This window comes from Bradyrhizobium sp. JR3.5 (assembly GCF_054057015.1).
Genome location: NZ_JBSRYV010000002.1, coordinates 2,648,119 through 2,672,129 on the forward strand (window position 1 = coordinate 2,648,119; position 24,011 = coordinate 2,672,129).

The following is a 24,011-nucleotide window of genomic DNA, read 5'->3' on the forward strand; positions in this document are numbered from 1 at the left end:
GACCATGGCGTTCGTTGAACGGGTTTTCTCAGGCGTCCAGCCGACGGGCAATCTGCACCTCGGCAACTACCTCGGCGCCATCGTCAACTTCGTGAAGATGCAGCAGACCCACAACTGCATCTATTGCGTCGTCGACATGCATGCGATCACGCAAGGTGTCGAGGTCTGGGGCGGCCCGGCCGAGCTCGCGCGCAACACCCGCGAGGTGACCGCGGCCTTCATCGCCTCCGGCATCGATGCCAAGAAGCACATCGTGTTCAACCAGAGCCAGATCGCCGGCCATGCCGAGCTGACCTGGATCTTCAACTGCGTCGCGCGCATCGGCTGGCTGAACCGCATGACGCAGTTCAAGGAGAAGGCCGGCAAGGACCGCGAGAACGCCTCCGTCGGCCTCTATGACTATCCGGTGCTGATGGCTGCCGACATCCTGCTGTATCGCGCGACCCATGTGCCGGTCGGCGAGGACCAGAAGCAGCATCTGGAGCTGTCCCGCGACATCGCGCAGAAGTTCAACAACGATTTCGGCGATTCAATCCGTGGCCATGGCTTTGCCGACGGCCTGTTCTTCCCGCAGCCGGAGCCGCTGATCACGGGACCCGCGACGCGGGTGATGAGCCTGCGCGACGGCACCAAGAAGATGTCGAAGTCGGATGCATCGGACAATTCGCGCATCAACCTCACCGACGACGCCGACACCATCGCGCAGAAGGTCCGCAAGGCGAAGACCGATCCGGAGCCGCTGCCGTCGGAGGAAAAGGGTCTCGAGACCCGCCCCGAGGCCGACAATCTGGTCGGCATCTACGCGGCGCTCGCCGGCGTCTCCAAGCAGGAGGTGCTGACCCAGTTCGGCGGCGGGCAGTTCTCGAGCTTCAAGAACGCACTGGTCGAGGTTTGCGTCGCAAAACTGGCGCCGATCGCCTCCGAGATGAAGAAGCTGGTCGCCGATCCCGGCCATGTCGATTCGATCCTGGTCGACGGCGCCAACCGCGCCCGCGGCATCGCCGACGAGACCATGCGCCTCACCAAGGACATCGTCGGCTTCATCCGCCCGCGCTGACATCGCCGGCAGAACTGCGCGCGCCCTCTCCCCAACAGGGAGGGAGTGTGGCAGCATGGGTCGGTTTGGTTCAGCACCGGGACATGCATGACCGCCCAGCGACGAAGCTACGAGACAGGTCACAAGCCGAAATGCCTCGTCATCGTTGACGACACCGCGGAATGGGACCGTGCGGTCTACTACGCCAGCCGGTGGGCCATCCGGGTCGGCGGCGGCGTTCTGATGCTGCGGGTGATCGAGACGGAGGACCAGAACCAGCAATGGCTGGGGGTCGCCGAACATCATGCGCGCGGAGGCCGAGGAAGCCGCCAACGAGGCGCTCGATCGCGCCGCCGGCCGCGCCAACGGCATCGCCGCGATTACGCCGGAGCGGGTGATTCGGGAGGGTGACCCGACCGAGCAGATCCTCGACGTGATCGACAAGGACGTCGATATCGCGATGCTGGTGCTGGCCGCCAACCCGGGCGCCGAGGGGCCCGGACCGATCATCACAACCATGGCCAAGACCATGGGGGCATTCCCGATCCCGGTAACCATTGTGCCCGGCGGCCTGACCGACGCCGAGATCGACGCCTTGTCCTAGCGTTATCGGCCTCGAAGCCGCTCCAGAGCATGGATTGGGGCCTGGAACCGCGGTTTTGCAGCTTGATCGCGGGCTTATTAATTGCCATCTGACTCCTTGATTTGACGCGTTTTCTTCACGCGACCCGGTGTCGTTTCGCTCGAAAACGCTATAATGGAACCCAACGCGCCGGCCTTGAACCGGCGACGCCGGAGACAGCAAATGTTCATTCAGACCGAAGCCACGCCCAATCCCGCCACCCTGAAATTCATCCCGGGCCGTACCGTGCTCGACAGCGGCACCATGGAATTCTCCTCGCCCGAATCCGCCGCACGCTCGCCGCTCGCCGAACGGCTGTTCGCGGTGTCCGGCGTCACCGGCGTGTTCTACGGCGCCGACTTCGTCACCGTGACCAAAGCGGACGGCGACTGGCAGCACCTCAAGCCCGCGATCCTCGGCGCCATCATGGAGCATTACATGTCCGGCGCGCCGCTGCTCGCCGACGGCACCGCTGGCAGCGACGACGCTCGCGACGAGGAAGACGAGTTCTTCGACGAGGCCGACGCCGAGACGGTCGAGCAGATCAAGGACCTGATCGAGACCCGCGTGCGTCCGGCGGTTGCCAATGACGGCGGCGACATCACCTTCCGCGGCTTCAAGGACGGCATCGTCTATCTCAACATGAAGGGCTCCTGCGCCGGCTGCCCGTCATCGACCGCGACCCTGCAACACGGCATCCAGAACCTGCTGCGGCATTTCGTGCCCGACGTGCAGGAAGTCCGGCCGATGTGATGGAGCGGCGAATGGCGCATGGCGGATCGCGAATAGCGTTCTCCTCGAATTCCCTGTTCGCCGTTTCGTATTCGCCATTCGCCCTCCCATGATGATTCTCGCGATCGATACGGCGCTCGACGCCTGCTCCGCGGCGGTGCTCGACACCACTTCCGGCAATACCATCGCCATCGAGTCACAGGCGATGCAGCGTGGCCATGCCGAGGCGCTGATGCCGTTGATCGCGCGGGTGATGAAGGAGAGCGGCATCGGCTTTGCCGGGCTTGACCGCATCGCCGTCACCACCGGCCCCGGCAGTTTCACCGGCCTCCGCGTCGGCCTGTCGGCAGCGCGCGGCCTCGCACTCTCTGCGGAAAAGCCGGTCGTCGGGCTATCGACGCTCGCCGCCTACGCCGCGCCCGTGGTTGCCGAGAATGGCGCGCACGCGATCCTGTCGGCGATCGATGCGCGGCACGATCACGTCTATTTCCAACTCGTGGGCGGCGACGGCAGCTTGATGCTCAAGCCGAAGGTTGCGCCGATCGCGGAAGCGCTCGAGGCCGCACAGTTCGGCCCGCTGCATCTGGTCGGCAACGCCGCCAATATCCTCGCCGAGCGCTGGCCTGCGGACGCTGCTCCGCCGGTCAAGGTCGACAGGCAGCCCGCACCCGACATTACCTGGGTCGCGTGGGTCGGCGCCGCCGTGGATCCCGACACTGCGCCGCCGCGACCGTTCTATCTGCGCGCACCCGACGCGAAGCCGCCGAAGGATCGCCTGGTCATCAGCGCGCCGCCATCGACATGATCGGCTGGCTGTCGCGATGGTGGGGCGGCGGTCCGCCCGCGGTCGAGCCCGCATCGCTGCGTGATGCGGCGCGGCTCGCCCAATTGCACGGCGCCTCGTTTCATCGCGGCTGGGGCGAAGGCGAATTCGAGGCGATGCTGACCGAGCGCAACACGCTGGTGCACCGGCTGCGCCAGGGCCGCAGGGTGATCGGCTTCGCCGTCTCGCGGATGGCGGCGGATGAGGCGGAAATCCTGTCGATCGCGATCGATTCCAATCAGCGCGGGCGCGGCCTGTCGCGCGAGCTGCTGCTGACCCATCTCGGCCACCTTGCCGGCCGCGGCATCCGCACCATCTTCCTCGAGGTGGAAGAGAACAATCAGCCGGCGCGTCGGCTCTATGAAAGGGCCGGATTCGGCGTAATCGGCCGCCGCGAACGCTATTACAAGCAGCCCGGCGGGGAACATTTGAACGCGCTTCTGATGCGCCGCGACTTGTCGTAACATCGGCGCGATGGCAGAACACCCTCCGCTCTGCCACCCAAGGTTTGAAGAATACGGCCCGAAACCCATGACCACGGTGAAAATCCCGCCCGCGCACAAAAATACCGGCATCGAGGCGCGATGCGCCGCGACAGGCATGCGCATGACCGAACAGCGCCGCGTGATCGCGCGGGTGCTGGCGGAGGCGATGGATCATCCCGATGTCGAGGAGCTTTATCGCCGCTGCGTGGCGGTCGACGACAAGATCTCGATCTCGACGGTGTATCGCACCGTCAAGCTGTTCGAGGATGCCGGCATCATCGAGCGTCATGACTTCCGCGAGGGCCGCGCGCGCTACGAGCAAATGCCCGAGAGCCATCACGACCATCTGATCAATCTGCGCGACGGCAAGGTGATCGAGTTCACCTCCGAGGAAATCGAGAAGCTGCAGGCCGAGATCGCGCGCAAGCTCGGCTACAAGCTGGTCGATCACCGTCTCGAGCTCTATTGCGTCCCGCTCGATGACGACAGCAAGTCGTAAACCGGGTGAGCTTCGATCTCGTCATCTTCGATTGCGACGGCGTGCTTGTCGACAGCGAGGTGATCTCCTGTCGCGCGCATGCCGACACGCTGACGCGGCACGGCTTTCCGATCACGCCCGACGGCGTGCTGAAGCGTTTCCTCGGCGTATCCGACCGCGAGGCGCGGCGGATCGTCGAAAGCGAGATCGGCCGCCTGCTGCCCGACAGCTTCGAGGCCGAGGTCAAGCATGCGACGCTTAGTCTATATGCCGACGATCTCAGCGCGATCGCGCATGTCGGTGAGGCGATCACCGCGCTCGATCTGCCGAAATGCGTGGCGTCGAGCGGCACGCCGGAGAAGATCCATCACGGCCTGACCTGCGCCGGGCTCTACGACCAGCTCGCGCCGCATATCTTCTCCGCCACCCAGGTCAAGCGCGGCAAGCCGGCGCCCGATCTGTTCCTGTTGGCGGCCACCCAGATGGGCGCCAACCCTGCGCGCTGTATCGTAATCGAGGACAGCGTGGCCGGCATCACCGGCGCCCGCGCCGCCGGGATGACCGTGCTCGGCTTTTACGGCGGCAGCCATTGCACGGCGGAACATGAGGACATGCTGCGCCAGGCCGGCGCGGCCATAACCTTCGCAGATATGCGCCAAATTGCCCGATTTGATCGCCCAAGCTGGCGCCGACCTCCAGATCGCCGACTGAGCCACTCCGTCATTCCGGGGCGCTACCGAAGGGAGCGAACCCGGAATCTCGAGATTCCGGGTCTGGTCTTCGGACCATCCCGGAATGACGGTTGAGACGCTGGATTTTCCCCGGTTTAAGCCTTATTTGAGCAACGGCGCCTGATGGCGCCGTTTCCATTTTCGCATTCAGGGTTCCATGACGCCGCCGCGCAAGCTGCACATCAAGTCCTATGGCTGCCAGATGAACGTCTACGATGCGCAACGCATGGTGGACACGCTGGCCGGCGAGGGCTTTGTCGAGACCGCGAGCGCCGAAGACGCCGATCTCGTGATCCTCAACACCTGCCACATCCGCGAGAAGGCGTCGGAAAAGGTCTACTCCGAACTCGGGCGGCTCCGCGTCGCCAAGGACGAAGCCGCGCGCCAGGGCCGCGAGATGAAGATCGCAGTCGCCGGCTGCGTCGCGCAGGCGGAAGGCGCCGAGATCATCCACCGCGCGCCGACCGTCGACATCGTGGTCGGGCCGCAGAGCTATCATCATCTGCCTGCGCTGCTGAAGCGCGCCCAGGAAAACGGCCGCGCGCTCGAGACCGAATTTCCGGTCGAGGACAAGTTCGGCTTCCTGCCGCAACCGAAGCCGGACGCGATCCGCGCCCGCGGCATCTCCGCCTTCGTCACGGTGCAGGAAGGTTGCGACAAGTTCTGCACCTTCTGCGTGGTGCCCTATACGCGTGGCGCGGAAGTCTCGCGGCCGGTCGCGAAGATCATCGACGACGTCAAGCAACTCACCGACAACGGCGTGCGCGAATTCACGCTGATCGGACAGAACGTCAACGCCTATCACGGCGAAGGGCCCGATGGCCGCGCCTGGCCGCTCGGCAAATTGCTGCAGCGGCTCGCCGAAATGCCCGGCGTCACGCGGCTGCGCTATTCCACCAGCCATCCGCGCGACGTCGACGACGACCTGATTCGCGGCGCATCGCGATTTGCCCCAGTTGATGCCGTTCGTGCACCTGCCGGTGCAATCGGGGGCGGACCGGATCTTGGCCGCCATGAACCGCAAGCATACCGCCGATGACTACCGGCGCGTCATCGACCGGTTCCGGGCCGCGCGGCAAGACATTGCTTTTTCATCAGATTTTATCGTGGGCTTCCCAGGCGAGACCGCGGAAGAATTTTCCGCCACTCTCGCGCTTGTCACGCAAATCGGGTACGCTGCGGCGTATTCATTCAAGTATTCGCCTCGGCCAGGCACGCCGGCGGCGGAGATGCGGGAGACGGTGTCAGCAGCCGAGATGGACGAGCGCTTGGGGCGGCTTCAGGAATTGATCGACAGCCAGCAATCGGCCTTCAACCGGGCTGCGATTGGCACAACGGTCGATGTGCTGTTCGAGCGCGCCGCGCGCAATCCGGGCCAGATCGTTGGCCGGACCGCCTATCTGCAGCCCGCCCATGTGATGGCATCGCCTGACATCATCGGCCAGATCCTCCCGGTGAGGATCGACAGCCTCGAGCGCTACAGCCTGATCGGCGAGCTCGCGACCCGATCCGCACCCGACCTCATTTCGCAGACCATTGGAGCCTGAAATCCTTGCCCAAAAGCGCATCGGATTCATCTTCGTTAGCTCCCAGCCGCAAACCTGACCGCGACATGCAAGTGCCACCTGAGACCCAGGTCGTCATCGATTTCGACGACAATCGTGCCGCATCCGCGCTGGTCGGCCCTTACGGACAGAATCTGGCGCTGATCGAGCGGCGGCTCGGCGTCGTGGTCGATTCCCGCGGCAATCATCTCACCATCGCGGGCTCCCGCGACGGCTGCGACGCGGCGCGGCGCGTGCTTGAGACCCTGTATGCACAGGCCGTCGAGGGGCACGACCTCGATCAGGGCGAAGTCGAAGGCGCGATCCGCGCCGTGATCGCGCAGGGCTCGCTGTTCGAGTTCGACAACAAGACCGCCAAGCCGACGTTTGAAACGATCAATCTTCGCAAGCGTCCGGTGCGCGCCCGCACCGCGGCGCAGGATTCCTACATCCGCGCGCTGAAGCGGCATGAGCTGGTGTTCGGCATCGGCCCGGCCGGCACCGGCAAGACCTGGCTCGCGGTCGCCCACGCAGCGCAACTGTTCGAGCGCAAGGAAGTCGATCGCATTATCCTGACGCGGCCCGCGGTCGAGGCCGGCGAGCGGCTCGGCTTCCTGCCCGGCGACCTCAAGGAGAAGGTCGATCCGTATCTGCGCCCGATCTACGATGCGCTGTACGATCTGATGGATGCCCGCGTCGTCGAGCGCGCGCTGCAGGGCAACGAGATCGAGATCGCGCCGCTCGCCTTCATGCGCGGCCGCACCCTGACCAATGCCGCCATCATTCTCGACGAGGCGCAGAACACCACGACGATGCAGATGAAGATGTTCCTGACGCGTCTCGGCGAAAACAGCCGGATGATCGTCACCGGCGATCCGTCGCAGGTCGACCTGCCGAACGGCCAGGCTTCAGGGCTCACGGAAGCCGTGAAGCTGCTCGGCGGCGTCGAGGGCATCGCGCAGGTGCATTTCAAGGCCGAGGACGTCATCCGCCATGAATTGGTGGCGCGCATTGTGGCCGCCTATGAGGGATTGCCGCAAAAGCCGGCAAACGCCAGATCTTGAGACCAATAGCTTCGGCCGCGAGCCCGCGCGATACGGGTTCCGGCCCTAACGCAGATTTTGAAACGAACGTGTCCGCTTTTCCTGCAACCGAGGTTCTCGTCACCGCCGACTGCTGGCAGGCCGAGCCCGATGCCGACGCGGTGATTCACCGCGCCATCGAGGCCGCCGCCGCAATCGCCGACGCCGATGTCGCGGATGCCGAGCTTGCGGTGATGCTGACCGACGACGCCGGGATCCGCACCCTGAACGCCAACTGGCGCAGCATCGACAAGCCGACCAACGTGCTGTCGTTTCCGGCGCTGCAGCCGGAAGGCGCCGGCGGCCCCGACGATGCCCCGCGCATGCTCGGCGATATCGCGATCGCCTATCAGACGACGCGGCGGGAAGCCGATGAAGAACAGAAACCGTTCGACCATCATTTGAGCCATCTCGCGGTGCATGGCTTCCTGCATCTGATCGGTTACGACCACGAGAACGACGACGATGCCGAGGACATGGAGGCGCTCGAGCGCGAGATCCTCTCCTCCCTCGGCATTCCCGACCCCTATGCGGATCGGATCGCCTGACATGCCGGATTCCGACCCGACCCATGACAATCCGCGCAACGTGAGCAACCTGCCTGCCGTCGTGCACGACGGCGAGGTGCAGCGCCCGGCCGCCGAAGGCTGGCTGGTGCGCGCGATCCGCACGCTGTTCGGCTGGAAGGCCGGCTCGGTGCGCGACGATTTGCAGGTGGTGCTCGACGCCTCGACGCCCGACGATGTCGGCTTCTCGGCGATCGAGCGCACCATGCTGCGCAACATCCTGTCGCTGAACGAGCGGCGGATCGCCGACGTCATGATCCATCGCGCCGACATCGTCGCGGTCAAGCGTGACATCCCGCTCGGCGAATTGATGAGCCTGTTCGAAAGCGCCGCGCATTCGCGGCTCGTCGTCTACAACGAAACCCTCGACGACCCCGAGGGCATGGTGCACATCCGCGACCTGCTCGCCTTCATGACCGCGAAGGCACGCGTCACCGACGCGACCAAGACGAAGCGCAAGAAACCGTTCCCGGCCGGACTCGATCTGCGCAGCGTCGATCTCGCGCTGCCGCTGGCGGACGCTCATATCATCCGCAAGCTGCTCTACATCCCGCCGTCGATGCGCGCGATCGACCTGTTGGCGCAGATGCAGGCCTCGCGCATCCATCTCGCGCTGGTGGTCGACGAATATGGCGGCACCGACGGGCTGGTGTCGATCGAGGATATCGTCGAGCAGATCGTCGGCGAGATCGACGACGAGCATGATTCCGACGAGCCGCCGTCCATTGTCCGCCAGCCGGACAACTCCTTTATCGCCGACGCGCGCGCCAGCCTCGACGATGTCCGTTCGGTGATCGGCGAGGACTTCGTCACCGGCGAGGCCGGCGAGGAGGTCGAGACGCTGGGCGGCTATCTCGTGTCGTTCGTCGGCCGCCTGCCGGTGCGCGGCGAGGTGATTTCCGGTCCGGGCAATTACGAGGTCGAGGTGCTCGACGCCGATCCGCGTCGGGTCAAGCGTGTGCGAATCACGACGCGCAAGGAACGGCCGGCGCCGCGCAAGGAGCGCGAGCGGCGCCGCGAGCAGGCACCGGATTCCGGCAACCCGCAGGCGAATGACAACATGCCGCCGCCCGGCGAGGGAGCCGGTCCGCAGTGAGGCTTTCCGACAAGCTCCGATCGATCGGTCTCGCCGTCATCCTGACATGGGGATGGAAGCGCGTCGTGCTCGCGCTCGCGGCCGGGGCCTTGTCCTCGCTGGCGATGGCGCCGTTCAACGCCTGGCCGGTGCTGTTTCTGACGTTTTCGATCGCGGTCTGGCTGATCGATGGTAGCGCTGCGGGACGCTGGCGCGGCGTACCCGCCGCAGCGCTGTCCGGCTTCTGGTTCGGCCTCGGCTATTTCGTGCCGGGACTGTACTGGATCGGCTACGCCTTCTTCGTCGATGCAGACACCTTCGCCTGGCTGACGCCATTCGCGGTGCTCGGCCTGCCCGCCTATCTCGCGCTGTTCACCGCCTTCGGCTTCGCGCTCGCACGGCTGATCTGGCCGCGCGACGCTTCGCGCGTGCTGGCGCTAGCGGTCGGGCTTACGATTTCGGAATGGCTGCGCGGCCATCTCCTCAGCGGCTTTCCGTGGAATGCGTTCGGCTACGCACTGACCGAACCCCTGGCGCTGGCCCAGACCGCATCGCTGATCGGGCTGTGGGGCATGACATTCCTGGCAGTCGCGATCTTCGCAAGTCCCGCCGTGCTGATCGACGGCGCCTCGCGCGGCCGCAAGCCGTGGCGCGCGCCGGTGGCCGCGGTGCTGGTTCTCGCCGCGATGCTGGCGTTCGGTGCGGTACGCCTCTCGCGAGAGCCGACCAGCATGGTCAGCGGCGTCAAGCTGCGCATCATGCAGCCCGATCTGCAGCAGGACGCCAAGTTCAACTACTCCGCCAAGGCGGCGGTGATGCAGAAATATCTCACTCTGTCGGATCGTGCGTCCGGGCCACACTCGACCGGCGTGAGCGACTCCACCATCTTGATCTGGCCGGAATCCGCGTTTCCGTTCTTCCTGACCAAGGAAGCCGACGCGATGGCGCAGATCGCCGACTTGCTGCCGAAGGGTACCGTGCTGATCACCGGTTCGGTGCGAGCGCCCGATCTGCCGCCCGGCGTCCGCGTCACGCGCGCGTATAATTCGATCTACGTCATCGACCATGACGGCAGCGTGCTTGCGGTCTACGACAAGCTGCACCTTGTCCCATTCGGAGAGTATCTGCCGTTCCAGGACTGGATGGAGAAGCTCGGCTTCGTGCAGCTCACCAAGGTGCAGGGCGGCTTCATTCCCGGCACGATCCGCCGGACGCTCGATATTCCGAACGCGCCGCGCGCGCTGCCCTTGATCTGCTACGAGGCGATCTTCCCCGGCAATGTCGTGAACCGCGACGACCGTCCCGGTTGGATCATCAACGTCACCAATGACGGCTGGTTCGGAATCTCGACCGGCCCCTATCAGCATCTGCAGCAGGCCCGGCTGCGCTCGATCGAGGAAGGCCTCCCGATGGTGCGCGCCGCGAATACGGGCATATCGGCCATCATCGACCCGCTCGGGCGGATTGTCGCCCGACTCGGGCTCGGCATCGAAGGCGTGCTCGATGCCGGCCTCCCGGCGGCCATCGCGCCGACGATCTATGCGCGTGTCGGAAACATCCCCGCCGCTGTGATTGTGTTAGTTGCCCTCGCAATCGTATTGCGGAGGCGTTTTGTCAGGCGAAAGGCCTGACGGCGCTTATCGCCGATTGTCACACGAACCCGAAAAAGTGTCGAAATTTACCTCAGCGTGATTCCACCTGTTGACAGATCGACCGTGCACTTCGCATTGTACGGGTCCACGCGAAATCACAAGCCAAGTCAGCCCCTTTGCGCAAATTGTCCGCATTTCGTCCCGATCCTCCTTGCAGGATTTGACGGCACCGGCGCCTGAGGCATACTCCACGCCCAACTTGCCTCACCCCCGGGCGCGCAATCCCTTAGGAGAGTTGGAGATGTCCACCAAAGCGCCCAATCCTGTTGACAAATATGTCGGCAGCCGCGTCCGTATGCGACGCATCATGCTCGGCATGAGCCAGGAAAAGCTGGGCGAGGCGTTAGGCCTGACGTTCCAGCAGGTGCAGAAATACGAGAAGGGCACCAACCGTGTCGGCGCCAGCCGACTGCAGCAGATCTCCGAAATCCTGCAGGTGCCGGTCTCTTTCCTGTTCGATGGCGGCCCGAGCGGGGTCAAGACCGCTGACGGCTTCAGCGAGGGCTCCTCGCCGGCCTATGTGTCCGATTTTCTGGCAACCGCCGAAGGCCTGGCCCTGACCCGCGCATTCACGCGGATCGCGGACGCCAAGCTTCGCCGCAGCATCGTCGAACTGGTCGAGCAGATCGCGGCGCGCGAGGCGGCCGAGCAGGTCTGATCCGGCCATATCCGTTTGAGAGATCGTCAAATCTGGAATATGTCATTCCGGCGCAGTGTTAAAGCGTGACGAACTCCGATGGAATCTCGTCGCGCTCTAGCTCCTTGATCGAGCATGATCTTTCGGAAAACCGCGTCACACCTTTCCGGATCATGCTTTGGCGCGTGCGCTGAATGACAAAGCGAATTCACAGGCGACGATAACAACATGGCCAGCAACCCGTTCGAAACCGCTGATATCCTCGACGGCATTCGCCGTTGGGTCGAGATCGAATCTCCGACGGAGCGGCCGGATCAGGTCAACAAGCTGGCTGATCTCGTCGCGTCTGAATATCGCGACCTGCCGGCCACCGTCGACCGCGTTGCGGGACGCGACGGCTGCGGCGATCACCTGGTGACGCGCTCGTCCTGGGGGCAGGACTCACCGGGCATTCTGGTGTTGAGCCATCTCGACACAGTTCATCCGATGGGATTCATCGAACGGTTACCATTCAAGATCGAAGGCGACAGTGCCTTCGGCCCGGGCATCTACGACATGAAGGGCGGCGCCTATCTCGCCTATCATGCGTTCCGGCAGATCTGCGCCGCTGACGTGCGCCCGCCGCTCGGCATCACCCAGCTCTACGTCTCGGACGAGGAGATCGGCAGCCCGACCTCGCGGGCGCTGATCGAGGCCGAGGGACGCAAGGCCAAATACGTGCTGGTGACCGAGCCGGCGCGCGACGGCGGCAAGATCGTCACCGGGCGCAAGGGCGTCGCGCGCTTCGACGTGCATATCAAGGGCGCGCCGGCACATGCCGGCACGCGCCCCGAGGATGGTCGCAGCGCGATCCGGGAGCTCGGCCATGTGATCCTGGCGCTGGAGGCGATGAACGATCTCAAGCGCGGCGTCACCGTCAATGTCGGTTTGGTCCGCGGCGGTACCAAGCCGAATGTGATCGCCGAAGAGGCCTACGCCGAAGTCGACATGCGCGTGCCGACCATGGCCGACGCCGACGAGCTGGTGCCGAAGATCCTCGGGATCACCTCGCGCACCGACGGCGTCAGCGTGAAGGTGAGCGGGGAATTGAACCGTCCGCCCTATGAGAAGAGCAATGCCGGCGCCGCGCTCTACGAACACGCCAGGGAGCTTGCAGGCGAACTCGGCTTCGAGCTGATCGATGTGTTCACCGGCGGCGGCTCCGACGGCAATTTCACCGCACCGCATACTGCAACGCTCGACGGCCTCGGCGTCGACGGCAAGGGCGCGCATACCCATTACGAGCAGCTCTACATTTCGTCGATCGAGCCGCGCGCGCGCCTGCTCTACCGTCTCTACCAGACGCTGCGATGACACCGGCTCCGAACGACCGGCGGCGATCGCGAATCTTCCGACGATGGCGCGTTGGCCCATTCGCGCGGCTCGTTCTTCGGGCGGCGCAAGGGCCACAAACTGCGCGCGCACCAGGCCGACCTGATCGACAATCTGCTGCCGCATCTTTCGCTCGACATCTCGGCGCCCGCGCCCGGGGCGCTGACCGAACTGTTCGATGAGGGCATCGCGAATGTCAGGCTCGAGATCGGCTTCGGCGGCGGCGAGCATTTGATCGCGGAAGCGCAGGCATTTCCGGCGACCGGCTTCATCGGCTGCGAGCCCTATGTCAACGGGATGGCCAAGATCCTGACCCAGATCGAGGCGCACAATATCGGCAACATCCGCCTGTTCGCCGGCGACGCCGCCGAGCTGCTGGCCTGGGCGCCAGCGCGCTCGCTGGCGCGCATCGACCTGATCCATCCCGATCCCTGGCCGAAGCGGCGGCACTGGAAGCGGCGCTTCGTGCAGGATGCAACGGTCGCGGCGATGACCCGGCTTGCTGCCGCCCGGCGGCGAATTCCGCTTCGTCAGCGATATCGACGATTACTGCGCCTGGACGCTCGCGCATCTGCTGCGCTCGCCCGACTTCGCCTGGCTCGCCGAGCGCGCGATCGACTGGCAGCAGCCGTGGCCGGACTACACCATGACGCGCTACGGCGCCAAGGCCGAGCGCGAAGGGCGCAAGGCGGCGTATCTGCGATTCAGGCGCTTGCCTTGATGCGTCTTTCCGGGGCGTGCGAAGCACGAACCCGGATCGACGAGATGCTATCCCTGCCCTGCCATCCGCGCCTTCCTGACGTCGGTCGCCTCCCAGACCATGCGCTTGCCGCGTTCGCGACCGAGCAGCTCGATCGGATCGTGATTGTCGATGTGGCCGAACTGGCCCTTGTAGACGCTGTAACCGCACAACTCCTGCAGGCGGCGCGGAAAGCGGGCCGCGGTCTCGCGCGGAATGCCGAGCTGCAGATTCTCCTGCTGGCGCATCCAGCCCCAGCAATAGGCGCAGGAAAAGGCAAAGCGCCTGGCGTCGCTGGTGTTAGCGCCGCCGCCATGCCACAGCGCGCTGTCGAACAGCATCACGCTGCCCGTCGGCATGGTCGCGGTGACGGCGTCGTAGTCCTTGCCGTATTCCGGCGACGAATCGAATTTGTGGCTGCGCGGAATGATCCGCGTTGCGCCGTTGTCGTCGCGGAAATCGGACAGCGCCCAGATCGCATTGATCGTGATCGGAATGTGCGGCCGCGGCAGCGGGATCAACTGGGTGTCTTCGTGGATCGGCTGCGCCTCCTGGCCGGGGCCGAGCACCAACGAGCAGAACGACGACAGCAGGCATTCTTTGTCCAGCACGCGCTCGACCACCGGCAGCACGTTCTCATGCAGCGGCACCTCCCAGAACAGATCGTCATAGGTCAGAAGGTTGTTGATGCGCAGCGTCTTGAACCCCTCGAACGATGTCCTGGCAGGTGCGAGATTGTGCTCGCTCTCGATTCTCAGCACCGCGCGTCCTTCAATCCCTCGACCAGGTCTGGCGAGGCGGCGCGCTCGATCACGGTGTATCCGTCGTCGCGGATCCGCTCGGCGTGCAATTGGATGTCGGCGTCCGTCAGCATGGCGATCTCCCCGTTGGCGCTGTGTCGCGCCTTGCATGTGAGCATAGCGGTACGATTCCGGGTTTGGGAAGCATGCATTATGATCCGTCATGCTGAGGAGGCCGCAGAGCGGCCGTCTCGAAGCACGACGGCCCGGCTGCAACAGCGTGGCCGTGCATCCTTCGAGACGCGCCTGCGGCGCTCCTCAGGATGACGGAACCGAGAGCTTGTTGGTGTGCCTAGCGCGACTTCCAGAAATCCACGACGCGCTGCGCGGTCGACGGCATCAGGCGGACGAAGTTCACCCGCGCACCTTCGATATCGGCCGACGACGGCACGCGGTTCGGCCCGAGCCGCATCAGGATCAGGGCGCGCACGGTCGGCCATTCGAAACCGATCGTCTTGCTGGCGATCAGGATCGGATCGTAGCGATCGCCGGAGATCAGGCGATCGAGCGTGACGATCTTCACGCTGGTCATCGCCGCCAGCGCCGCCACGCATTCCTCGTATTTGAAGGCCTTGGCGAAGCCTGCCACCGCGGCCTCGTTCAATTCGCCGGCGCGATGCAATGCCAGGATCGCGCGCTGCGCGGCAGCGAAATCGCGGCCCTCGACTTGCGCGACGACGCCTTCGATCTCGTTCAGCGCCAGCTTGATCTCGGCCTGCCGTTCCGGCTTGGCGACGACGTGCAATCGGCGGCGGATCACGTCGATCGAGCCGGCCAGCAGGCCCTTCAGATGCACGGGCGGGAGATCGTCACGGCGGCCGATCCGCAGCGTCAGCACGCCATCCTGACCGGCGCGCCGCACCAGCGTCGTGAAGGACGCGTCCGAGAACGCGGCGCCCGCATTGCCGGCTGCGCATCGGATAACGTCGCGATCGCCGCGACGGACGATGACATCGGTCAGCGCGGTCGAGAGCTTGGACCGCTCGGCCATCGCCAGCAGATGGCCCTGGCCCTTGGCATTGGCGATCTCGACCAGCACCTTTTCGTCAATCACCGGCGATCGGCGCAGCACCGGCCCCGCGATCGCGACCTCGTCCTCGCGGGCGAGTTGCCCGACCAGATGCCGCGGCGCGTTGGCGAGCGGCGCAAGCCGTTCGGCGAGATCGATCCGTGCAGCAAGGTCGGCATGCGGGACCAGACTGGTCAGCACCCCGTCGAACAGGTCGATATGGTCGGGGCGAAAGCTCGCGGCGCCCTGTAGGAACAGCTCGCCGAGCCGCCGCGCGGCTTCGGCGCGGCGCTTGGGGTCGCTGCGGCGAACGATGTCGTCGAGTTCCGGGATCAGCGCGGGGGCTGTCGTCATGAGCCTTGTCCAACCGGCGACTTCTGCCGATTTTCGGCAATCTATGGCCCCGTTCGTAAACGGAGGGTTAGGTCAAACCTGCACCCCGGAGCCCGCAAAATCGCCTCCCGCCGCGCCCGGAGGCCTTGCCGGACCCCGGCAAAAGAGCTATATCCACCGCAACTTATGGTATCTCATACGATCGCGTAGGAGAGTGGGCCCCCCGGGACCCGCTCTTTTTTATTACCTGACGGGACCCAGCGAGGCCGGGTCCCGTTTAGGTAGCGTTAGCGGCCCCTTAAGGCCACCTGAACAACACAACAGACCTCAGACAACCTTAGACCTTAGACAGCCTTTGACACTGGATATGACCGATCCGACCGCCACGTCCTTGGACACCGAACTGCTCGCCGAGCCGCGGCTTGTCGTCGAGCCCGGGGTCGCGGCGCGCGTCGCCGCCGTCGCGGTCCCGGTGCTGCAGGGCATGGGCTATCGCCTGGTTCGCATCAAGGTCTCGGGCGACGCCGGCTGCACCGTGCAGATCATGGCGGAGCGTCCCGACGGCTCGATGCAGCTCGAGGATTGCGAGGCGATCTCGCGCGCGCTGTCGCCGGTGCTCGATGTCGCCGACCCGATCGAGCGCGCCTACCGGCTGGAAATCTCGTCGCCCGGAATTGACCGGCCGCTGGTGCGCCGCTCCGACTTCGAGCGCTACACCGGGCATCTGGTGAAGATCGAAATGGCGGTGGCGCATCAGGGCCGCAAGCGGTTCCGCGGCTTGCTCGCCGGCGTCGAAGGCAATGCGGTGCGCATCAAGCGCGACGATCCGCGTCCCACTGAGGACGCCGAGGTTCTCCTGGTGATGGAGGACATTTTGGACGCGCGGCTGGTGCTGACCGACGAGCTGATCGAGGAATCGATGCGCCGCGGCAAGGCCGCCGAGCGCGAGCTGCGCCGCGAGCTCGGCCTCGCGCCGCCGCAGCCGGCCCACGCCAGGAAGGGCGATCCTGCGAAGAGTCAGAAGCCGAAACCCAAGCCTGCTCACAAGCCCGGCACCAAGCCGGCCCCGACCAACACCAAAAAGCACCGCCTGGCCGCCGAACGCGCGCGCCGTGGCGAGATCGATCCATTCGAAGGAGACTAAGCCATGGCAGTCAGCGCCAACAAACTCGAACTGCTGCAGATCGCAGACGCAGTTGCGCGCGAAAAGTCGATCGACCGCTCCATCGTGATCGCGGCGATGGAAGACGCCATCGCCAAGGCCGCGCGTGCCCGCTACGGCAGCGAGACCGACGTCCATGCCGAGATCGACGCCAAGAAGGGCGAACTGCGGTTGACCCGCCACATGCTGGTGGTCGATGTCGTCGAGAACTCGTCGAACCAGATTTCGCTGCACGATGCGCAGCGCGCCAATCCGGGCGCCCAGGTCGGCGACACCATCGCCGACACGCTGCCGCCGCTGGAATATGGCCGTATCGCCGCGCAGTCCGCCAAGCAGGTGATCGTGCAGAAGGTGCGCGAGGCCGAGCGCGACCGGCAGTACCAGGAATTCAAGGACCGCATCGGCGACATCGTCAACGGCATCGTCAAGCGCGTCGAATATGGCAGCGTGATCGTCGCGTGACCTCGGCCGTGGCGAAGCGATCGTGCGCCGCGACGAGATGCTGCCGCGCGAAGTGTTCCGCAACGGCGACCGCGTCCGCGCCTATATCTTCGACGTCCGCCGCGAGACCCGCGGTCCGCAGATCTTCCTGTCGCGCACCCATCCGCAATTCATGGCGAAGCTGTTCGCGCAGGAAGTGCCCGAAATCTACGACGGCATCGTCGAGATCAAGGCGGTCGCCCGCGATCCGGGCTCGCGCGCCAAGATCGGCGTGATCTCGCGCGATTCCTCGGTCGATCCGGTCGGCGCCTGCGTCGGTATGCGCGGCTCGCGCGTGCAGGCCGTGGTGAACGAGCTGCAGGGCGAGAAGATCGACATCATTCCGTGGTCGCCCGACATCGCGACCTTCGTCGTCAACGCGCTGGCGCCGGCTGAAGTCGCCAAGGTCGTGATCGACGAAGACCGCGAGCGCATCGAGGTCGTGGTTCCCGACACCAACAACCAGCTCTCTCTGGCGATCGCGGCCGCCGCGGCCAGAACGTTCGTCTCGCCTCGCAGCTGACCGGCTGGGACATCGACATCCTGACCGAGCAGGAAGAGTCGGAGCGCCGCCAGGCCGACTTCGAGAACTCGACCCGCGTGTTCATGGAAGCGCTCAATGTCGACGAGGTGGTCGGCCAGCTGCTCGCCTCCGAAGGCTTCACCTCGGTCGAGGAACTCGCGCTGGTCGACGTCAAGGAACTCGCCGGTATCGAAGGTTTCGACGAGGAGACCGCTACCGAGCTGCAGACCCGCGCCCGTGAATATCTGGAACAGCTTGAGGCTGAACTCGAGGTCAAGCGCAAGGAACTCGGCGTCGAGGACGCCATGAAGGACGTGCCCGGCGTCACCGGCAAGATGCTGGTGAAGCTCGGCGAGAACGACGTGAAGACCGTCGAGGATTTGGCCGGCTGTGCCACCGACGACCTGGTCGGCTGGACCGAGCGCAAGGAAGGCGGCGAGCCGACCAAGCATGCCGGGTTCCTCGATGGCATCGAGGTCTCGCGCGACGAAGCCGAGGCCATGATCATGCAGGCCCGTCTGAAGGCCGGCTGGATCACCGAGGCCGACCTTGCCAAGCCTGCTGAGGAGGCCGAGGCCGCCGAAGCAGAAACGGCGTCGTAAGGAGATGCCCCACGGATGCTCGCTCAGGCTGACCCCGATCTCGACGATGGGCCGCGGATGCAGAAGTCCGCGACCACGCGGATGTGCGCGGTCAGCCGCGAGGTGCGTCCGATCGACGAACTGATCCGGTTCGTCATCGCGCCCACGGGCGAGGTGATCCCGGATCTCAAGCGCAAGCTGCCGGGCCGCGGAATGTGGGTTTCCGCATCGCGGCGCAGCGTTGCGGAAGCGGTCCGTCGTCACCAATTTAGCAAGGGATTCAAGCGCGATGTCCGCGTCGCGCCGACCCTTCCCGCCGACACCGACGCCCTCCTGGTCCGCAGCGTCACCGAGGCCCTGGCGATGGCCGCCAAGGCCGGTCAGGTCGTCGCGGGTTTCGGCAAGGTCGAGGACGCCCTCAACCGGAACGAAACTGCAGCCCTGATCCACGCTTCGGACGGCGCGGCGGACGGAATCCGCAAATTGGACGCGATCGTCAGGCAAAGGGGCGAAAAACGTGGTGAATCGCCGGTAATCGCCCTCGTCAATGTTTTGACGTCGGAAGAATTGGATTTGGCACTTGGGCGGTCAAATGTGATACATGCTGCGCTGCTCGCGGGCCCGGCGAGCAAGACGTTCCTGTCGCGCTGCCAGATGCTGGTCCGATACCGGATGGCCGACGACGACAAGACCGCCGAAGCGGCCAGAAATTCCAGAGCCTGATCCAGGAAGGCGGATGCCGTCTTTCCGACCGGATCATGCTCAGCAAACGACGACAGTTGAAGGATTTGTGCGGCATACGCACAGCGAAACGAGATTAGGACTGCTGAATGGTTGATACCAAGACCCCTGGCGACAAGACTCTGAGTGTCCCGAGCAAGACGTTGTCGCTGAAGCCGCGCGTCGAGACGGGCACCGTGCGCCAGAGCTTCAGCCACGGCCGGACCAAGCAGGTCGTGGTCGAGAAACGCGGCAAGCGTCGCGTCGGTGGCGATGGCCCCGGCGAGACGCATGCGCCGGAACCCGTGGTTGCAAAGCCGGTGGCGCCCGCCCCGAGGCCGCCGCAGGGCCGCCCCTCGGGTCCACCTCCCGGCCAGCAACAGCGCAACACCCGCTCCGGCGTGGTGCTGCCGACCCTGACCGAAGACGAGCGTTCCGCACGCGCCAGCGCGCTTGCCGACGCGCGTCAGCGCGACATCGAGGAGCGTCGTCAGGCCGAAGAGGAAGCCAAGCGCCGCGCCGTCCGCGAGGCTGCCGAGAAGGTCGAGCGCGAAGCCGCCGAGGCCCGCCGCAAGGCGGAAGAGGAACGCCACCGCCACGAGGAAGAGGCCAAGCGCAAGGCCGAAGTCGAGGCCAAGCGCCGCTTCGGCGAGGGCGAAGCCAAGCCCGGCGCAGCGCCTGCCGCTGCACCGGCCAGGCCTGCCACAGCCGCACCCGCATCTGCTCCGGCAGCCCGGGTGCCGGCAGTCCGCACCACGACCACGACGCCTGCGCGCGCGCCGGTCGTCGCGCCGAGGCCCCCGGGGGTTGCCGCAGAGGCGGCGGACGAAGACGAAGGTCCGCGCTTGGTGCGCCGTCCCGGCGGCGCCGTGCGTCCCGTCGCGGCCCCGAAGACCACCCAGAAGCCCGGCCCGCAGAAGCAGCGCGGACGCCTCACGGTCGTCACGGCGCTCAACGCCGACGACGTCCGCGAGCGCTCGATCGCCTCGTTCCGCCGCCGTACCCAGCGCCTGAAGGGTCACGCCGCGAACGAGCAGAAGGAAAAGCTGATCCGCGAAGTCGTCATTCCGGAAGCGATCACGATACAGGAACTCGCGAACCGCATGTCGGAGCGCGCGGTCGATGTCATCCGCATGCTGATGAAGCAGGGCGCGATGCACAAGATCACCGACGTGATCGATGCCGACACCGCGCAACTGATCGCCGAAGAACTCGGCCACAGCGTCAAGCGCGTCGCCGCGTCCGACGTCGAGGAAGGCCTGTTCGACGTTGTCGACGATTCCACCGACACCGAGCCGCGTTCGCCCGTGGTCACCGTCATGGGCCACGTCGACCACGGCAAGACCTCGCTGCTCGACGCGCTGCGCCACGCCAACGTGGTGTCGGGCGAAGCCGGCGGTATCACCCAGCACATCGGTGCCTATCAGGTGACTTCGCCGGAAAGCGGCAAGAAGATCACCTTCATCGACACGCCCGGCCACGCCGCGTTCACTGCGATGCGCGCCCGCGGCGCCAAGGTCACCGACATCGTCGTGCTGGTGGTTGCGGCCGATGACGGCGTGATGCCGCAGACGATCGAAGCGATCAACCACGCCAAGGCGGCCAAGGTGCCGATGATCGTGGCGATCAACAAGATCGACAAGCCCGATGCACGGCCCGAGCGCGTGCGCACCGAATTGCTGCAGTACGAGGTGCAGGTCGAATCGCTCGGCGGCGACGTCGTCGACGTCGAGGTCTCGGCCAAGAACAAGACCAATCTCGACCGACTGCTCGAGATGATCGCGCTGCAGGCCGAAATCCTCGACCTGAAGACCAATTCGCAGCGTCCGGCGGAAGGCACCGTGATCGAAGCCAAGCTCGATCGCGGCCGCGGTCCGGTCGCGACCGTGCTGGTGCAGCGCGGCACGCTACGGATCGGCGACATCATCGTGGCCGGCGCCGAGATGGGCCGCGTCCGCGCCTTGATCTCCGACCAGGGCGAGAATCTCGACGAGGCCGGCCCGTCCGTGCCGGTCGAGGTGCTCGGCTTCAACGGTCCGCCGGAAGCCGGTGACCGTCTCGCTGTCGTCGAGAATGAAGCCCGCGCCCGCCAGGTCACGAGCTACCGCGCGCACCAGAAGCGCGAGAACGCGGCTGCCTCTATCTCCGGCATGCGCGGCTCGCTCGAGCAGATGATGTCGCAGCTCAAGACCGCAGGCCGCAAGGAGTTCCCGCTGATCGTCAAGGCCGACGTGCAGGGCTCGCTGGAAGCGATCCTGGGCTCGCTCGAGAAGCTCGGCACCGACGAAGTCGCCGCCCGCATCCTGCATGCCGGCGTCGGCGGCATCTCGGAGTCCGACGTCACGCTGGCGGAAGGCTTCAACGCCGCGATCATCGGCTTCTCGGTCCGAGCCAACAAGGAAGCCGCGGCCGCAGCCAAGCGCAACGGCATCGAGATCCGCTACTACAACATCATCTACGACCTCGTGGATGACATCAAAAAGGCGATGTCCGGCCTGCTCGCGCCTACGCTGCGCGAAACCATGCTGGGCAACGCGCAGATCCTGGAAGTGTTCAACATTTCCAAGGTCGGCAAGGTCGCGGGTTGCCGCGTCACCGACGGCACCGTGGAACGCGGCGCCAATGTTCGCCTGATCCGCGACAACGTCGTGGTGCACGAAGGCAAGCTGTCGACGCTGAAGCGCTTCAAGGACGAAGTGAAGGAAGTGGTCGCCGGCCAGGAGTGTGGCATGGCATTCGAGAACTATGGCGACATGCGTGTCGGCGACGTGATCGAATGTTACCGCATCGAGACGATCCAGCGCTCTCTGTAAGTCCAAATCTTACGAAGCGCAGATCTTACTAAGCGTTGGGTCCATTTAACTGAGAATGCGACGACGTGGCCGGACTTTTAGTCCGGCCACCGGCGCATCGTCCGATTGAAAGCAAAGCTAGACATTGATGCCCGCGGCCAAGGCCGGCGGGCGCGACGGTTTTGGAAGAAGGTCATGCCCCGTCAAAAGAAGAGTTCCAACCCCGGCGGATCGCAACGTCAGCTACGCGTCGGCGAAACGGTTCGCCATGCAGTTGCCGAGATTCTGTCGCAGGGTGAGGTCCACGATCCCGATCTGGAAGGCCACATCATCACCGTTCCCGAGGTGCGTATGTCGCCGGACCTGAAGCTCGCCACGGTTTACGTGATGCCGCTCGGCGGACGCGACACCGACGCGGTGATCGCCGCGCTCGAGCGCAACAAGAAGTTCCTTCGCGGCGAGGTCGCGCATCGCGTCAACCTGAAATTTGCACCCGACATTCGCTTCCGCGTCGATGAGCGATTCGACGAGGCGGAGCGCATCGAGAAACTACTGCGGACACCTGCGGTGCAGCGAGACCTTGCACCCGATTCGGACGACGAGTGATGACTGTGATGACGACCAACAGCGTGATCGACGCGAAGGATGCCGACGCGCGCGACGCTGAGCGGGATGCTTTTGCCGGGCCGCGCACCGACGATGCGCGCCGCACCAACAACGACCCGCGCCAGAAGCAGGGCAAGCAGAACCAGCAGCCGCGCCGCGACAAGCGCGACGTCCATGGCTGGGTGGTGCTCGACAAGCCGATCGGAATGACCTCGACGCAGGCCGTGGCCGTGCTCAAGCGCCTGTTCCAGGCCAAGCGCGCCGGCCATGCCGGCACGCTCGATCCGCTCGCCTCCGGCGGCCTGCCGATCGCGCTGGGCGAGGCCACCAAGACGGTGCCGTTCGTGATGGACGGCCGCAAGCGCTATCGCTTCACGGTCAGCTGGGGCGAGGAGCGCGACACCGACGACACCGAGGGACGGCCGGTCCGGACCAGCGAGAGCCGGCCGACCGCCGATTCGATCCGCCAATTGCTGCCGCGCTTCACCGGGGTGATCGAGCAGGTCCCGCCGCAATATTCGGCGATCAAGGTGCAGGGCGAGCGAGCCTATGATCTGGCACGCGACGGCGAGACCGTGGAGCTGAAGCCCCGCCCGGTCGAGATTCACGAATTAACCCTTGTGGAACATGGAGATAACGGACAATCCGTGTTCGAAGCCGAGTGCGGCAAGGGAACCTATGTCCGGGCCTTGGCCCGCGATATGGGCCGGATTCTGGGCTGTTTCGGCCATATCTGCGCCCTGCGGCGGACCCTGGTCGGTCCGTTTACCGAGCGGGACATGATTCCGCTGGAACAGTTGGAGGCTTTATGCAATAGAGCCGCGTCTGGCGAGGGCAGCCTCGCCGACGCGCTTTTGCCCGTTGAGACCGCGCTGGACGACATCCCGGCACTGGCCGTCACACGGGCTGATGCGGCAAGGCTCCACAGGGGCCAGGCCGTTTTGTTGCGCGGACGGGATGCGCCCAATACCAGCGGCACAGTCTATGTCACGGTGGCAGGCCGACTTCTCGCGCTTGCCGAAATTGGCAATGGCGAACTCATCCCCAAGCGCGTGTTCAACCTGAACGGACTGACTGCCGGTCCGGCTCGCAACAATGAAAGTAACTGACGATGTCGATTACCGCCGAACGCAAAGCGGAAGTCATCAAGACGAATGCCAACAAAGCCGGCGACACCGGCTCGCCCGAGGTTCAGGTCGCGATCCTGTCGGAACGCATCAATAACCTCACCGAGCACTTCAAGAGCCATGTGAAGGACAACCATTCACGCCGCGGCCTCCTGAAGCTCGTGTCGACGCGTCGCTCCCTGCTTGACTACATCAAGCGCAAGGACGAGGCGCGGTACAAGGCGCTGCTCGAGAAGCACAACATCCGTCGTTGATTTGAGAAGCACGCGCGCGAGGTTCGCGCGCGTTTTCGTATGGTCGTCCGT

The 24,011-nt window shown here is 65.2% G+C and carries 20 protein-coding genes and 4 pseudogenes; 22 read left to right on the plus strand and 2 right to left on the minus strand.

Translation table 11 applies throughout. The features are described 5' to 3' along the window. Positions 1–4: 4 nt before the first annotated feature. From trpS to trmB, 15 genes and pseudogenes are all read left to right on the plus strand, one after another. Positions 5–1,057, plus strand: coding sequence for a tryptophan--tRNA ligase (gene trpS / locus ACVWW1_RS29550; RefSeq protein ID WP_456658333.1), 1,053 nt, complete (start codon positions 5–7; stop codon positions 1,055–1,057). A gap of 87 nt (positions 1,058–1,144) precedes the next feature. Continuing rightward, positions 1,145–1,640 (plus strand): annotated as a pseudogene (locus ACVWW1_RS29555) (universal stress protein). Positions 1,641–1,841: 201 nt separating this feature from the next. Next, entirely contained in the window at positions 1,842–2,411 is a 570-nt protein-coding gene (locus ACVWW1_RS29560; RefSeq protein ID WP_092120642.1) for a NifU family protein, read from the plus strand. An 88-nt stretch (positions 2,412–2,499) separates the two neighbouring features. After that, positions 2,500–3,195, plus strand: coding sequence for a tRNA (adenosine(37)-N6)-threonylcarbamoyltransferase complex dimerization subunit type 1 TsaB (tsaB, locus tag ACVWW1_RS29565; RefSeq protein WP_176534689.1), 696 nt, complete (start codon positions 2,500–2,502; stop codon positions 3,193–3,195). Beyond that, entirely contained in the window at positions 3,192–3,677 is a 486-nt protein-coding gene (gene rimI, locus ACVWW1_RS29570; protein ID WP_456658334.1) for a ribosomal protein S18-alanine N-acetyltransferase, read from the plus strand. The genes tsaB and rimI overlap by 4 nt, the downstream gene beginning before the upstream one ends. A gap of 67 nt (positions 3,678–3,744) precedes the next feature. Next, a complete protein-coding gene (locus ACVWW1_RS29575; RefSeq protein ID WP_092120651.1) occupies positions 3,745–4,197 on the plus strand; it encodes a Fur family transcriptional regulator in 453 nt (150 codons plus the stop codon). Positions 4,198–4,202: 5 nt separating this feature from the next. Beyond that, positions 4,203–4,982 carry an HAD family hydrolase gene (locus ACVWW1_RS29580; RefSeq protein ID WP_456658335.1) on the plus strand — a complete coding sequence of 260 codons (780 nt, stop codon included), beginning with the start codon at positions 4,203–4,205 and terminating at the stop codon, positions 4,980–4,982. Positions 4,983–5,064: 82 nt separating this feature from the next. Next, positions 5,065–6,454 (plus strand): annotated as a pseudogene (gene miaB, locus ACVWW1_RS29585) (tRNA (N6-isopentenyl adenosine(37)-C2)-methylthiotransferase MiaB). A gap of 65 nt (positions 6,455–6,519) precedes the next feature. After that, positions 6,520–7,515, plus strand: a complete 996-nt coding sequence (locus ACVWW1_RS29590; RefSeq protein WP_176534685.1) for a PhoH family protein — start codon at positions 6,520–6,522, stop codon at positions 7,513–7,515. Between the two features lie 68 nt (positions 7,516–7,583). Continuing rightward, positions 7,584–8,081, plus strand: a complete 498-nt coding sequence (gene ybeY, locus ACVWW1_RS29595; protein ID WP_456658336.1) for an rRNA maturation RNase YbeY — start codon at positions 7,584–7,586, stop codon at positions 8,079–8,081. Position 8,082: 1 nt separating this feature from the next. Continuing rightward, positions 8,083–9,195, plus strand: coding sequence for a hemolysin family protein (locus ACVWW1_RS29600; RefSeq protein WP_176534683.1), 1,113 nt, complete (start codon positions 8,083–8,085; stop codon positions 9,193–9,195). Further along, complete coding sequence (gene lnt / locus ACVWW1_RS29605; protein WP_456658337.1) at positions 9,192–10,805, plus strand: apolipoprotein N-acyltransferase; 1,614 nt, start codon at positions 9,192–9,194, stop codon at positions 10,803–10,805. Before ACVWW1_RS29600 ends, lnt begins: the two co-directional genes overlap by 4 nt. Before the next feature lie 262 nt (positions 10,806–11,067). Then, positions 11,068–11,484: a helix-turn-helix domain-containing protein gene (locus ACVWW1_RS29610; protein WP_021082652.1), complete on the plus strand. Its 417-nt coding sequence runs from the start codon at positions 11,068–11,070 to the stop codon at positions 11,482–11,484. A gap of 207 nt (positions 11,485–11,691) precedes the next feature. Beyond that, positions 11,692–12,816: a M20 family metallopeptidase gene (locus ACVWW1_RS29615; protein ID WP_456658338.1), complete on the plus strand. Its 1,125-nt coding sequence runs from the start codon at positions 11,692–11,694 to the stop codon at positions 12,814–12,816. Between the two features lie 51 nt (positions 12,817–12,867). Further along, positions 12,868–13,555, plus strand: a pseudogene (trmB, locus tag ACVWW1_RS29620) (tRNA (guanosine(46)-N7)-methyltransferase TrmB). 47 nt (positions 13,556–13,602) lie between these two features. On the opposite strand, the gene ACVWW1_RS29625 reads toward trmB, so the two are convergent. Continuing rightward, entirely contained in the window at positions 13,603–14,334 is a 732-nt protein-coding gene (locus tag ACVWW1_RS29625) for a phytanoyl-CoA dioxygenase family protein (protein ID WP_456658339.1), read from the minus strand. Positions 14,335–14,665: 331 nt separating this feature from the next. Next, a complete protein-coding gene (locus ACVWW1_RS29630) occupies positions 14,666–15,736 on the minus strand; it encodes a DUF2336 domain-containing protein (protein WP_456658340.1) in 1,071 nt (356 codons plus the stop codon). Between the two features lie 346 nt (positions 15,737–16,082). Here ACVWW1_RS29630 and rimP point away from each other — a divergent pair, with 346 nt between their 5' ends. From rimP to rpsO, 7 genes and pseudogenes are all read left to right on the plus strand, one after another. Next, complete coding sequence (gene rimP / locus ACVWW1_RS29635) at positions 16,083–16,859, plus strand: ribosome maturation factor RimP (protein ID WP_456658341.1); 777 nt, start codon at positions 16,083–16,085, stop codon at positions 16,857–16,859. Between the two features lie 3 nt (positions 16,860–16,862). After that, positions 16,863–18,482 (plus strand): annotated as a pseudogene (gene nusA / locus ACVWW1_RS29640) (transcription termination factor NusA). A 15-nt stretch (positions 18,483–18,497) separates the two neighbouring features. Beyond that, positions 18,498–19,184 carry an RNA-binding protein gene (locus ACVWW1_RS29645; RefSeq protein WP_456658342.1) on the plus strand — a complete coding sequence of 229 codons (687 nt, stop codon included), beginning with the start codon at positions 18,498–18,500 and terminating at the stop codon, positions 19,182–19,184. A gap of 107 nt (positions 19,185–19,291) precedes the next feature. Beyond that, complete coding sequence (gene infB, locus ACVWW1_RS29650) at positions 19,292–21,994, plus strand: translation initiation factor IF-2 (protein ID WP_456658343.1); 2,703 nt, start codon at positions 19,292–19,294, stop codon at positions 21,992–21,994. A 174-nt stretch (positions 21,995–22,168) separates the two neighbouring features. Then, the gene (gene rbfA / locus ACVWW1_RS29655; RefSeq protein ID WP_456658344.1) at positions 22,169–22,579 is read left to right on the plus strand and encodes a 30S ribosome-binding factor RbfA; all 411 of its coding nucleotides are present in this window, start codon (positions 22,169–22,171) and stop codon (positions 22,577–22,579) included. Next, positions 22,579–23,688 carry a tRNA pseudouridine(55) synthase TruB gene (gene truB / locus ACVWW1_RS29660; protein WP_456658345.1) on the plus strand — a complete coding sequence of 370 codons (1,110 nt, stop codon included), beginning with the start codon at positions 22,579–22,581 and terminating at the stop codon, positions 23,686–23,688. The genes rbfA and truB overlap by 1 nt, the downstream gene beginning before the upstream one ends. 2 nt (positions 23,689–23,690) lie before the next feature. Further along, entirely contained in the window at positions 23,691–23,960 is a 270-nt protein-coding gene (gene rpsO, locus ACVWW1_RS29665; RefSeq protein ID WP_016844725.1) for a 30S ribosomal protein S15, read from the plus strand. Positions 23,961–24,011 lie beyond the last annotated feature (51 nt).

Coding starts and splice junctions, on each gene's coding strand:
- trpS (WP_456658333.1), top strand. CDS start 5: ATGGCGTTCGTTGAACGGGTTTTCTCAGGCGTCCAGCCGACGGGCAAT.
- ACVWW1_RS29560 (WP_092120642.1), top strand. CDS start 1,842: ATGTTCATTCAGACCGAAGCCACGCCCAATCCCGCCACCCTGAAATTC.
- tsaB (WP_176534689.1), top strand. CDS start 2,500: ATGATGATTCTCGCGATCGATACGGCGCTCGACGCCTGCTCCGCGGCG.
- rimI (WP_456658334.1), top strand. CDS start 3,192: ATGATCGGCTGGCTGTCGCGATGGTGGGGCGGCGGTCCGCCCGCGGTC.
- ACVWW1_RS29575 (WP_092120651.1), top strand. CDS start 3,745: ATGACCACGGTGAAAATCCCGCCCGCGCACAAAAATACCGGCATCGAG.
- ACVWW1_RS29590 (WP_176534685.1), top strand. CDS start 6,520: ATGCAAGTGCCACCTGAGACCCAGGTCGTCATCGATTTCGACGACAAT.
- ACVWW1_RS29600 (WP_176534683.1), top strand. CDS start 8,083: ATGCCGGATTCCGACCCGACCCATGACAATCCGCGCAACGTGAGCAAC.
- ACVWW1_RS29610 (WP_021082652.1), top strand. CDS start 11,068: ATGTCCACCAAAGCGCCCAATCCTGTTGACAAATATGTCGGCAGCCGC.
- ACVWW1_RS29615 (WP_456658338.1), top strand. CDS start 11,692: ATGGCCAGCAACCCGTTCGAAACCGCTGATATCCTCGACGGCATTCGC.
- ACVWW1_RS29630 (WP_456658340.1), bottom strand. CDS start 15,736: ATGACGACAGCCCCCGCGCTGATCCCGGAACTCGACGACATCGTTCGC.
- rimP (WP_456658341.1), top strand. CDS start 16,083: ATGACCGATCCGACCGCCACGTCCTTGGACACCGAACTGCTCGCCGAG.
- ACVWW1_RS29645 (WP_456658342.1), top strand. CDS start 18,498: ATGCTCGCTCAGGCTGACCCCGATCTCGACGATGGGCCGCGGATGCAG.
- infB (WP_456658343.1), top strand. CDS start 19,292: ATGGTTGATACCAAGACCCCTGGCGACAAGACTCTGAGTGTCCCGAGC.
- rbfA (WP_456658344.1), top strand. CDS start 22,169: ATGCCCCGTCAAAAGAAGAGTTCCAACCCCGGCGGATCGCAACGTCAG.
- truB (WP_456658345.1), top strand. CDS start 22,579: ATGACTGTGATGACGACCAACAGCGTGATCGACGCGAAGGATGCCGAC.
- rpsO (WP_016844725.1), top strand. CDS start 23,691: ATGTCGATTACCGCCGAACGCAAAGCGGAAGTCATCAAGACGAATGCC.